The sequence below is a fragment of the Lysobacter sp. TAF61 genome (genome assembly GCF_052113485.1).
Lineage (GTDB): Bacteria > Pseudomonadota > Gammaproteobacteria > Xanthomonadales > Xanthomonadaceae > Lysobacter_J.
This window is the reverse complement of record NZ_JBFRDH010000002.1, coordinates 696,399-707,850: the sequence shown is the minus strand read 5'-3', so window position 1 is coordinate 707,850 and position 11,452 is coordinate 696,399. Positions and strand designations below refer to the sequence as shown.

The following is an 11,452-nucleotide window of genomic DNA, read 5'->3' as shown; positions in this document are numbered from 1 at the left end:
GAATTTCGATTCCGTCAACACCGTGTCGAGATCTTTTTTCGCTTCCCGAAGGTCCGTTCAGCGTCCTTCCGGACCGCCCCAGGACCACCGGGCCGCGCATCTTACAGCATGCCCGAGAACCGTCAACCGCCTCGAACCACACCGTCTTTTCCGCGTCCCGCCGCGTGAAGTTCACCGTGGCGGGGCGCGCATTGTGCACACGCACAACGCGCATTGGAAGGGGTAAAACGAAAAATTCTTTGCGAAGTTTTTGTTGACGTTTGTGACGAGAGGGTTCATCGCGTTGTGTGACGCGGCTTCGCGTGTTGCGCATGCAATTTCATGCATGCGAGCAACTGCAAAAGCCCACCTCTTCCGCCCCTTCGGGGCCACCTTCTCCCACGAAGGGAGAAGGAAGCACGCAGCTCTAGGCCGCGATCAGGCGGATGCGCGCGAACGTGCGCTTGCCTACCGCGAGCACGCCTTCGAAGCCTGGCGCGAACACGCGCTGCGCGTCCTCGATCACTTCGCCGTCAATGCGCACCGCGCGCTCCTTGAGCTTGCGGTTCGCTTCTGAATTGCTCGGCGTGAGGCCTGCGGCAGTCAGGAGCGCGGCAATGCGCACGCCTTCCGCAGGCACCGCCACGTCGGTCAACGGCAACGAGGCGATATCGCCCTCGCCGCGCACGGCGGCGTTCCAGCCCGCGACCGCCTGTTCCGCGGCGGATTCGCCGTGGAAACGCGCCGCCAGTTCCCGCGCCAGGCGCATCTTCAGGTCGCGCGGGTTCAGCTGCCCGCCTTCGATGTCGGCCCGCAGCTGCGCCGCTTCGGCCATCGAGATCTCGAAGCTCAGCAGGTCGATCCAGCGCCACATCAGCACGTCGTCGATCTTCATCGTCTTGGTGACGATGTCGATCGCCGGTTCATTGATGCCGATGTAGTTGCCCAGTGACTTGGACATCTTGTTGACGCCGTCCAGGCCCTCCAGCAACGGCATCGTCAGCACGATCTGCGGCGGCTGGCCGTGGTGCTCCTGCAGGCCGCGGCCCATCAGCAGGTTGAACTTCTGGTCGGTGCCACCGAGTTCGACGTCGGCCTTCAGCGCCACCGAGTCGTATCCCTGGACCAGTGGATAGAGGAATTCATGGATCGCGATCGACTGCTGGGCGGCGTAGCGCTTGGCGAAGTCGTCGCGCTCGAGCATGCGCGCCACGGTGTGCTGGGCGGCCAGCTTGATCATGTCGGCCGCGTCCATCTTGCTGAACCACTCGGAGTTGAAGCGGACTTCGGTGCGCTCCTTGTCCAGGACCTTGAACACCTGGTCGGCGTAGGTCTGGGCGTTGGCCAGCACGTCCTCGCGGGTCAGCGCCTTGCGGGTGACGTTCTTGCCGGTCGGGTCGCCGATCATTCCGGTGAAGTCGCCGATCAGGAAGATCACCTGGTGCCCCAGGTCCTGGAACTGCCGCATCTTGTTCAGCAGGACGGTATGGCCGATATGCAGGTCCGGGGCGGTCGGGTCGAAGCCGGCCTTGATCCGCAGGGGGCGGCCCAGCTTGAGGCGGGCCTCCAGCTCCTCGCGCTTGAGGATCTCGTCGGCACCGCGGCCGATCAGGTCTAGGGCGTCTTGGACGGAGGCTGGGGACTGGGGGGACAAGGCGGGACTCGCAAGGTGAATGGTGAACGCGAAATGCGATCACCGTCATGGATTGGGGTTAAACCAAAGTTAAACATCCGGACATCGAGTTGTGATGAAAAACCCTATTCAGGACAAGGGTTTGACGCACACTTCTCGCGTCACTATGGTAACGCGGCAACGCGGCCTTCACACCAGCGCGCGGGACTACTAAAAATGACAGCACACGATAGCGGTACGGAACGGCGCGAGCGCCTCAAGGCCCTGCGCGAAGCCGCTCTGCACCGACCGGTGCTGGCATCCGGCGCTTCCAATGGTTTCAACGGTCGCTGGTCGCGTCGGCAATGGGCCCACGCCAGCCTGTTCGCAACGCTTGGCGTGCTGGTGGCGGCCATTGTCCCCGGTTTCGGTCCGGCCGCCAGCGGCAAGCCGATGCACGCGCAGCGCAGTTCGATGGCGCTGGCGCTGCCGCCGCTGCCGTTGTCGCGCCTGAAAGGTCATAACGGCGACAGCTGGCAGATCGTCCGCGTCGAGCGCGGCCAGACCCTGGGCGCGGTCTTCGAAGACCTCGACCTGCCGGCCTCGACGATGCACCTCATCCTCGACCAGTCCGGCGACAAGCAGCTCCTGGCCCGCCTCAAGCCCGGCACCGAGCTCGCGTTCGACCTGCCGCAGGGCGCCAACGGGCAACCCGCGCAGCTGCGCACGTTCCGCTACGACCGCGACGACAGCCATCGCGTCGAGCTGAGCCTGGCCGGCGACAAGGTCACGCAGAAAGTGCTGGTGCGGCCGACCGAGACGCGCACCGTCGTCATCAGCGGCAAGGTCGGCAAGTCGCTGTTCCGCTCGGCCCGCAAGATGGGCCTGTCGGGCAGCAACATCACCACGCTCACCGACGACATCTTCAAGTACGACATCGACTTCAACGAAGACGTCGGCGCCGACGACCGCTTCAGCGTGGTGGTCGAGCAGATCTGGCGCGAAGGCGAGCTGCTGCGCACCGGTCCGGTGCTTGCGGCGACCTTCACCACCGGCGGCAAGCTGCACACCGGCTTCCGCTTCGAGCGCAACGGCAAGTCCGAGTACTTCACCGGCGACGGCCGTCCGCTGAAGAAGAGCTTCATCCGCATGCCGATCCCGTATGCGCGCCTGACCTCCAACTTCGGCACCCGCAAGCACCCGGTGCTGGGCCGCACGCGCATGCACAAGGGCGTGGACTACGCCGCGCGCACCGGCACGCCGATCATGGCCGCCGGCGACGCCCGCGTGCAGTCGGCCGGCTGGATGGGCGGCTACGGCAACGCTGTCGTCCTCGACCACGGGCGCGGCTACACCACGCTTTACGGGCACATGTCGCGCATCGGCAAGATCCGTCCGGGCCAGCGAATCGCCCAGGGCACGGTGATCGGCTACGTCGGCACCACCGGCATGTCGACCGGCCCGCACCTGCATTACGAGTTCCGAGTCAACGGCGTGCACCGCAACCCGCTGTCGATCACCATGCCGCCGCCGGAGCCGCTGTCGGGCACCGCGCTGGCGCAGTTCCGCGCCCAGACCAGCGTCGCCCTGGCGCGGATCCAGAAGGTCGAGAACATCATCTACGCCGACGTCGATGCGCCGGCACCGGCGGCCGCCGTCGCGGTCGCCAAGGCCAAGAAGCCCGGCAAGACCAAGGCCTGACATGCCCGCGCTCCCCGCCGGGCCGGCCGGCAGTCCACTGGATGGGCTGTTCGTCGGGCTGATCTCCGGCACCAGCGCAGACGGCATCGATGCCGCGCTGGTGCGGTTCTCGCAAGACCAGACCCACCTCGTCCTGGGGCGCACCTACGCCTGGGATGCGGGCATCCGCGAACGCCTGGTGGCGCTGGGCCAGGGAGGCGAGGCGCAATCGCTCGATGAGATCGGCACGCTCGACGTGCAGATTGCCGAGGCGTTCGCCGGCGCAACCCAGCGCCTTCTCGAAGAGGCCGGGGTCGCTCCGGCGCAGGTGCGCGCCGTCGGCTCACACGGGCAGACCGTGCGCCATCGCCCGGAAGGCGCCCGCTTCAACGGCCAGCACCCTTTCACCTGGCAGCTTGGCGACGGCAACCTGATCGCCGAGCGCACCGGCATTGCCACGGTCGCCGACTTCCGCCGCCGTGACGTCGCCGCCGGCGGTCACGGCGCGCCGCTGTTGCCCGCTTTGCACGCGGCGTTGCTGCATGACGCGAAGGAAGATCGCGCCGTCCTCAACCTTGGCGGCATCGCCAACTTCACGCTCTTGCCGGCCCACGGTGCGGTGCGCGGGTTCGATACCGGCCCGGCCAATTGCCTGCTCGATGCGTGGTGCCAGCGCCATACCGGCAAGCCCTATGACGCCGGCGGCGCGTTCGCCGCGCAGGGCCAGCCCGATGCCGAACTGCTGGCACGCCTGCTCGATGACCCCTGGTTCATGTTGCCGCCGCCCAAAAGCACCGGCCGCGAGCACTTCCATCTGGACTGGCTGCAGACACGCCTGGCCGGCGTGGAGGCCGCGGCGGACGTGCAGGCAACGCTGCTGGACCTGAGCGCGATCACCATTGCCGACGCGCTGCAGGCGCACCAGCCGGGCACGGAACGGGTCCTGGCCTGCGGCGGCGGCGTGCACAACCCGCGCCTGCTGGCGGCGATCGGCCGGCACATGCCGGGCACAACCGTCGAATCGACCGCGCGCCACGGCGTCGATCCGGACTTCATCGAGGCAATGGGCTTCGCCTGGCTGGCCCGGCAGACGATCTCAGGGTTGCCCGGCAATCTGCCCAGCGTCAGCGGCGCACGCGGTCCGCGCGTACTCGGCGCGATTCATCCTGTCTAACCGACGTCCGGCCTGGCCAACTTACGGCTGAGCCAGCCTCCGGCCCGGCTCAGGGCTTGCGGATGAAGTCGAGCAGATCGCGGTCGATGTCGGTCGGGCCCTGCTGGTCCAGGGTTGGCGTCTGCACGTCCTTGGGGCGTTCGACGCGGCCGATCAGGGCGTAGCCGGGGTCGCTGGGGATTCCCTCGAGCGCGGCGATCGCCGACTGCAAGGCCATTGCGTCGGAATCGGTGAAGCGCGCGGCCAGTTCGGCCTCGCAGGCAAACAGGCCGTGCTCGAGCAGATGCATCAGCGACTCCTGCATGCCCCAGCCACTCTGGCTGGCGACGCGCTTGATGCGATCCAGCAGCAGCGGATCGATGTCGTGCAGGATGATGTCGGTCATGGGTACTCCTTACACGGGCAGCGGGGGCTACCCGGTCAATCCATTGGCTGCGGGCGCACCAGGCGCCGCGCCGGGTCGGCGCACGGCCAGGATCAGGCACAGCAGCAATGCAGGCACGCCGATCAGGGCCGTACCCACGAAGAATAGCGAATAGGCGTCGAGCAAGCTGCGTCCGACTTCCAGATGCTCGACCGCGACCCCGGAAAGTCCCTTCAGGACCTTCCCAGGCAGGGCGTAGAACGAGCTCAGCAGGGCGTACTGGGTGGCGGTGTAGCCCACGTTGGTCAGGCTCGACATGTAGCCGATCAGGGCCACGCCGGCGAAGCCGCTGCAGAAATTGTCGACTGCCATCGCCGCGGTGAACACGCCCGCATCGGCGCCATGGTGGGCCAGGTAGGCGAAGGCCAGGTTCGACGCCGGCCCCAGGACCGCGCCGGCCAGCAGCGTCGGGAGGATGCCGAAGCGGACCGCCGACAGCCCGGCGGCGGCGATGCCGACGATGGTCGCCACCATGCCGAACGAGCCGCGCACAACGCCGACGGTTTCCTTGTCGATGCCCAGGTCGGCATAGAACGGATTGGCCATCGGCCCCAGCACGAAGTCCGGCAGGCGGTAGAGGCTGATCGCCAGGAGCATCAGCAACGCCCAGCTGCCGTGGTCGCGGAAGAACACCACGAACGGACCGATCAGCGCGTCGAACAGACCCTTGGGTGTGAACAGCGCCGGGTGCGGGGTCGCCGCCGCCAGCGCACTGGCAGCCGGCTCGCGCGCCACCATCACCGCGACCACGCCCACGCCCATCAGCGCGGCCATCAGTTCGTACGACATCGACCAGCCGACGTGGGCGGCGAAGATCAGGATCAACGCGTCGGTGACCAGCAGCGCGCCGCGGTAGCCCAGCGCAGCGGTCGATGTCAGCAGCCCCTGCTGCTCGTTGCTGTCGGCGATCTCGATGCGCCAGGCATCGATGACGATGTCCTGGGTGGCCGAGGCGAACGCCACCACCAGCGCCAGCACGCCGAACACGACCAGCTGGTCGAGGACGAAACCGGCCAGCACCAGCTGCCCCTGCTGCGGCTGCACCAGGGCCATGCCGGTCAGGGCGGCGGCGACCACCAGCTGCGCCAGCAGCATCCAGCCGCGGCGCCGTCCAAGCCAGCGCCCGAGCACCGGCGCATCGAGCTTGTCGACCAGCGGCGCCCACAGGAACTTCAGCGAGTACGCCAGGCCGACCCACGACAGGAATCCGATCGTCGACAGCTCGATGCCGTTCTCGCGCATCCAGAAGCCCAGGGTGTTGCCGACCAGGTAGATCGGGATGCCCGAACTGAAGCCCAGCAACAGCATCACCAGCACCTTGGGCTGGCTCAGGTTGGCCAGCACCAGTTGCCAGCCCTTGCGCGCCGGCTTGGCGGCGACCGCGACGTCAGAGCTCATAGTCGACCGTATAGGGGGCGTGGTCGGAGAAGCGCGGGTCGCGCGCGATCGAACAGGCCCTGAGCTTGTCGCGCAGCGACGGCGTCGCCAGCTGGTAATCGATGCGCCAGCCGACGTTGTTGGCGCGGGCGGCGCCGCGGTTGCTCCACCAGGTGTAGTCCTGGCCGTCGGTGTGCAGCGCGCGGTAGCTGTCTACCCAGCCGGTGTCGTCCGCGCACAGGCCGTTGAGCCATTCGCGCTCGGGCGGCAGGCAGCCGGAGTTCTTCTGGTTGCTGGTCCAGTTCTTGATGTCCAGGCGCGAGCGCACGATGTTCCAGTCGCCGCACAGGACGTAGTCGCGGCCGCTGGCGAGCCATTCGTCCAGGCGCGGCTTGAGCCAATCCATGACCTCGAACTTGAAGCCCTGGCGCTCGTCGCCCGAGGAGCCGGACGGAATGTAGAACGAGACCACGCTGAGGTTGCCGAAGCGCGCTTCGATGTAGCGGCCTTCGTCGTCGAACGGCGCCCAGCCCATCGCCGTGCGCACTTCATCGGGCTCGCGGCGGCTGTAGATCGCCACGCCGCTGTAGCCCTTCTTCGTGCTGGCGTCCTTGAACCAGGCCTTGTAGCCGTCAGGACGGAATTCCGATTTGAGGCCGTCGGCATCACCGAGCTGATGTTCCTGCGCCTTGGTTTCCTGAACGCACAACACGTCGGCATCCTGGCCGCGGAACCAGTCGAAGAAGCCCTTGGTGGCGGCCGAACGCAGGCCATTGGCGTTGAAGCTGATGATGCGCATGCGCACTCCATGACGGTGTGCGGCGATCATAGCCCGGACGCGGCAGGCAGGGCCTATCATTCCCGCCATGCCAGACTGCACCCCGACCGCGACCGCAACCGTCGCCAGCGCCTCGGCCACCGCCACCGGCGTGCGCGTTGCCTGCATCCTCGACGATGCCACCGCCGATGCGGTCCGGCAGTTGCGCGTGAGCGAGGAGCAGTACCGCTACGTCGGCGACACCGCGTTCAACCTCGGCGACAGCCTGCGCGATCCGATGAGCGAGGCGATGGCGGTCTTTGCCCACGACGAGGTGATCGGCTTCTACCGGCTCGACTTCGCCCCCAACGCGGTCGCCGGGCGGCCCATGCACGCACCCAGCGTGGGGCTGCGCGCATTCGTGATCGACCAGGGTCGACAGGGCACCGGCCTGGGCACGCAGGCGATGGCTGCTTGCTGCGCCGACCTGCGCCAGCGCCATCCCGACCGCGCCCTGCTGGTGCTGACGGTCAACTGCAGCAACCATGCCGCCATCGCCGCGTACCGCAAGGTCGGCTTCGTCGATACCGGCGAGCTCTACCACGGTGGCAGTGCCGGCCCGCAGCACCTGATGCTCATTCCCCTCCATCCCGTTTCGACGCCCGACGCCTGACGCCCATGACCGATCACCGCACCCGTTTCCTGCAGCTCGCCCTGCGCGCCGACGCCCTGCGCTTTGGCGAGTTCACCCTCAAGTCCGGTCGCCTTAGCCCGTACTTCTTCAACGCCGGCCGCTTCGACTCCGGCGCCGCGCTGGCCGAACTGGCCGGCTGCTACGCCGATGCGATCGACGCGCACGGGGTCGGCTTCGACCTGCTGTTCGGGCCGGCCTACAAGGGCATCCCGCTGGCGACCGCGCTGGCATGCGAATACGCGCGCCGCGGCCGCGACCTGCCGCTGGCGTTCAACCGCAAGGAAGCCAAGACCCACGGCGAGGGCGGCAGCCTGATCGGCGCGCCGCTGCAGGGCCGCAAGGTGCTGATCGTCGACGATGTGATCACCGCCGGCACGGCGATCCGCGAAGCCCTGGCGATCATCCGCGATGCCGGTGGCGAGCCGGCCGGAATAGTCATTGCACTCGATCGCCAGGAGGCGGTGGACCCGGCCACTTCCCGACGCTCCGCGGCACAATCGGTCGCAGCCGACCAGGGCCTGCCCGTCATCGCCGTGGCCAGCCTGTCCGACCTGCTCGCCTTTGCCGGCGGCGACGCCGACCTCGCCAGTCAGCGCGAGCGCCTGCTGGCCTACCGCGATGCCTACGGCAGCGACGCGGCGGCCTGAATCGTCACGGACAGAGCCGGCGATGGCGTGAGACTTGCATACGCTTGTGAATAACATTGCCGCCAGCAAGCCCCCCATGAAGAAGACGCTTCCCCTGCTCGCCTGCACGCTCCTGATCGTTGCGACCGGATCGACCCTGGCGCAGCAGAAGGCGCCGACCAAGAAGCTGTACTGCTGGAACGAGAACGGCAGCAAGGTCTGCGGCGACGCGCTGCCGGCGCACGCCGTCGACAGCGCGCGCACCGAGTTCAACGCCAAGAACGGCCGGGCCACCGGCCAGCTGGCGCGCGCCCTGACCGACGAAGAGCGCGCCGCCGCGGCCGTGCAGGCCAAGGCCGAGCAGGACGCCAAGGCGGCGGCCGAGGTCGCGGCCCGTCGCGACCGCGCGATGGCCGAGTCCTACGCCACCGAAGACGACCTGCGTCGCGCGTTCGGCGAGCGCATCGGGGTCATGGACGAGACGATCAAGGCGTCCAGGCTGGGCGTCGAAGGCCGCCGGCAGAGCCTCATCAGCCTGCTGAGCCGGGCCGGCGAGAACGAGCTGTCGGGCAAGCCGGTGCCGAAGAAGGCCAGCGACAACATCCAGACCCAGCACGAGCTGCTGCTGCGCCAGCGGACGATGCTGGCCGCGCAGCTGGCCGAGCGCGACCTGATCGACGAGGATCTGGCGGCCGCACTCGAGCGCTACCACGCGATGAAGAAGAACTAGGCCGAGCCGGTTTCGCAGCGCGATCGGGAACGCGCCCAAGCACGTTCCCGTACGCCATCCAAACCCATCAGAACGGCAGCACCAGGTCCGGCTTGAGCGCCAGCAACTGGCTGCGGAAGTCGGCCTTGATGCGCGCCAGCGCTTCGGCGCTGTCGGCATCGAAGCGCATCACCAGCACCGGCGTGGTGTTGGACGCACGCACCAGGCCCCAGCCATCGGCGTAGTCCACGCGCAGGCCGTCGATGGTCGACAGGCGCGCGCCTTCGAAGCGGGCTTCGTCGCGGAAACGGTCGACGAAGGTATGCGGGTCGCCATCCGGGGCGTCGACCTTGATCTCCGGCGTCGACACACCGTTGGGCAGCGCGTTCAAGGTCTCGCTCGGGCTGCGCGGCTGCGCGGCCAGGATCTCGAGCAGGCGCGCGGCGGCGTAGATGCCGTCGTCGAAGCCGTACCAGCGCTCCTTGAAGAAGAAATGGCCGCTCATCTCGCCGGCCAGTTCGGCATCGGTCTCGCGCATCTTCGCCTTGATCAGCGAATGCCCGGTCTTCCACATCAGCGGGCTGCCGCCGTGGCGCAGGATCTGGCCCGGCAGGCGGCCGGTGCACTTCACGTCGTACAGGATCACCGCGCCGGGGTTGCGCTCGAGCACGTCGGCGGCGAACAGCATCAGCAGGCGATCGGGGAAGATGTTCTCGCCATCGCGCGTGACCACGCCCAGGCGGTCGCCGTCGCCGTCGAAGGCGATGCCCAGGTCGGCGTCCAGGCGCTGCACCATCTTGGTCAGGTCGATCAGGTTGTGCGGTTCGCTCGGATCCGGATGGTGGTTCGGGAACGTGCCGTCGATGTCGCAATACAGCGGCGTGACCTCGGCGCCGATGGCGCTGAGCACGCGCGGCCCGATCTCGCCGGCGACACCGTTGCCGGCATCGACCACGACCCGTAGCGGGCGGTCGATCTGCACGTCGGAGGCGATGCGCTGGACGTAGTCCTCGGAGATGTCGCGTTCGCTCAGGTTGCCCAGGTCGCCCAGGTGCAGGCGGTCCTCGGCGATGCGCGCGTAAAGGTCGGTGATGGCGTTGCCCGACAGGGTCTCGCCGCCGACCACGATCTTGAAGCCGTTGTAGTCGGGCGGGTTATGGCTGCCGGTGACCGACACGCACGAACCCGCGCGCAGGTGGAAGGCGCCGAAATACACGACCGGCGTCGGCGCCATGCCGATGTCGATGACGTTGCGGCCGGCCTTGCGCAGACCGGCGATCAGGCCTTCGACCAGGGTCGGGCCGGACAGGCGGCCGTCGCGGCCAACCACGATTTCGGTGAGGCCCTGCTCGTGCATCAGTGAGCCGATGGCATGGCCGATCAGCTCGGCCACGCCGGCATCGAGCGACTGGCCGACCACGCCGCGGATGTCGTAGGCGCGGAAGATGCCGCGGTCGATCGCGACGGGCAGGGCGGTGGCAACGGGCTTGGTCGGCGGCACGGGCGGCGGTTTCACGGGCTGGGGCAGTTGCTCCATGCTCTCCGCCAGCGTCTGAACCGCACCTTCATCTGCCGCCTCGGCGTTGCCGCGGGCCATCTTGAAGTGCGGTGCGCGCCACGCCAGCAGCGCCAGCAGCACGAACACGACGGCGACCACGAAGCAGAGCATCGCATCCAGTCCGAACGGGCCGCCGGCCACGTCGGGCACGGCCGCGGCCACGCGCAGGTCGGTACCCGGCACCTTCGACGCGAGGGCTTCGGCGCCGCCGGCGAGCGTGGTGTCGCCGCGCTCCACGGCGCTGAAGCCGCCCTGACGCAGGGCAAGGTAGCTGTCGTCGGACACGTCGGCCTGGTCCAGGCTGGCGCTGATCTTCTTCAGCGGCAGGCGCGCATAGGCGACGCCGACGGTCTGCCCGTCGGCCCGCGCAGGCGCGGCCAGGGCCAGGTGCGATCCGCCGCCATGGCGAACCAGACCGGCGGTCGGCTGATCCGAGGCGATCGCCGCTTCGATCACGCCCAGGCGGCCATAGCCGCCCTTGGGCAGCGCGGCGTACTCGGCGCTCAGGTCGATCGGGAGGATGACCACGTCCGCAGCGCCCGCCCAACCGGCGCCGAGCAGCTTCGAGGCAGCCGCCAGATCGCCGGCAGCGAGGGCTGACTGCAGCTCCGGCGCCGCCAGACGCTTGGCCAGTTGCTTCTGTTCGTTGATCAGCCCGCGCTGGGCGGCCTGGACGGCGTCATCGCGCACCAGCGCGATCGCCTGCCGGCGCTCGCCGTCCTTGTGCAGCTGCCAGCCGCTCCAGCCGAACCACGCGGCGAGCAGGGCGCATGCCACGACAACCAGCGGCAACACCGACTTGAGCTGCGCGGCAGATGCCGACAGCTGTTCCTTCTCTACACCCATCATTCCATTTCCCCTT

Annotated in this window: 11 protein-coding genes; 5 read left to right on the top strand and 6 right to left on the bottom strand. The window is 68.2% G+C overall.

The window, feature by feature from the left end:
• Both AB4Y64_RS07615 and tyrS read right to left on the bottom strand, forming a co-directional pair.
• Positions 1-313: hypothetical protein (locus AB4Y64_RS07615; RefSeq protein ID WP_441815828.1), on the bottom strand; the 313-nt coding region annotated here is incomplete at its 3' end.
• A gap of 93 nt (positions 314-406) precedes the next feature.
• Complete coding sequence (gene tyrS / locus AB4Y64_RS07610) at positions 407-1,633, bottom strand: tyrosine--tRNA ligase (protein WP_441815827.1); 1,227 nt, start codon at positions 1,631-1,633, stop codon at positions 407-409.
• A gap of 195 nt (positions 1,634-1,828) precedes the next feature.
• Between tyrS and AB4Y64_RS07605 the strand changes: the two genes are divergently transcribed.
• Both AB4Y64_RS07605 and AB4Y64_RS07600 read left to right on the top strand, forming a co-directional pair.
• Positions 1,829-3,292 carry a peptidoglycan DD-metalloendopeptidase family protein gene (locus AB4Y64_RS07605; protein WP_441815826.1) on the top strand — a complete coding sequence of 488 codons (1,464 nt, stop codon included), beginning with the start codon at positions 1,829-1,831 and terminating at the stop codon, positions 3,290-3,292.
• 1 nt (position 3,293) lies between these two features.
• On the top strand, positions 3,294-4,445 hold the full coding sequence (locus tag AB4Y64_RS07600; protein WP_441815825.1) for an anhydro-N-acetylmuramic acid kinase: 1,152 nt from the start codon (positions 3,294-3,296) through the stop codon (positions 4,443-4,445).
• A 49-nt stretch (positions 4,446-4,494) separates the two neighbouring features.
• Here AB4Y64_RS07600 and AB4Y64_RS07595 read toward each other — a convergent pair whose 3' ends face one another.
• From AB4Y64_RS07595 to AB4Y64_RS07585, 3 genes are read right to left on the bottom strand one after another with little or no spacing between them, the layout of a single operon-like run.
• Positions 4,495-4,830: a hypothetical protein gene (locus AB4Y64_RS07595; RefSeq protein WP_441815824.1), complete on the bottom strand. Its 336-nt coding sequence runs from the start codon at positions 4,828-4,830 to the stop codon at positions 4,495-4,497.
• A gap of 27 nt (positions 4,831-4,857) precedes the next feature.
• Positions 4,858-6,267, bottom strand: a complete 1,410-nt coding sequence (locus tag AB4Y64_RS07590) for an AmpG family muropeptide MFS transporter (protein WP_441815823.1) — start codon at positions 6,265-6,267, stop codon at positions 4,858-4,860.
• The gene (locus AB4Y64_RS07585; RefSeq protein WP_441815822.1) at positions 6,257-7,045 is read right to left on the bottom strand and encodes an exodeoxyribonuclease III; all 789 of its coding nucleotides are present in this window, start codon (positions 7,043-7,045) and stop codon (positions 6,257-6,259) included. Before AB4Y64_RS07585 ends, AB4Y64_RS07590 begins: the two co-directional genes overlap by 11 nt.
• 67 nt (positions 7,046-7,112) lie before the next feature.
• On the opposite strand from AB4Y64_RS07585, the gene AB4Y64_RS07580 reads away from it, so the two are divergent.
• The 3 genes from AB4Y64_RS07580 to AB4Y64_RS07570 all read left to right on the top strand — a co-directional run bounded on the left by AB4Y64_RS07580 (position 7,113) and on the right by AB4Y64_RS07570 (position 9,053).
• Positions 7,113-7,676, top strand: coding sequence for a GNAT family N-acetyltransferase (locus AB4Y64_RS07580; RefSeq protein WP_441815821.1), 564 nt, complete (start codon positions 7,113-7,115; stop codon positions 7,674-7,676).
• A 5-nt stretch (positions 7,677-7,681) separates the two neighbouring features.
• Entirely contained in the window at positions 7,682-8,344 is a 663-nt protein-coding gene (gene pyrE, locus AB4Y64_RS07575; RefSeq protein WP_441815820.1) for an orotate phosphoribosyltransferase, read from the top strand.
• Positions 8,345-8,420: 76 nt separating this feature from the next.
• Complete coding sequence (locus tag AB4Y64_RS07570) at positions 8,421-9,053, top strand: hypothetical protein (protein ID WP_441815819.1); 633 nt, start codon at positions 8,421-8,423, stop codon at positions 9,051-9,053.
• Positions 9,054-9,120: 67 nt separating this feature from the next.
• Here the strand turns inward: AB4Y64_RS07570 and AB4Y64_RS07565 are convergent, their stop codons facing one another.
• On the bottom strand, positions 9,121-11,439 hold the full coding sequence (locus tag AB4Y64_RS07565; RefSeq protein ID WP_441815818.1) for a phosphomannomutase/phosphoglucomutase: 2,319 nt from the start codon (positions 11,437-11,439) through the stop codon (positions 9,121-9,123).
• Between the last annotated feature and the right edge of the window lie 13 nt (positions 11,440-11,452).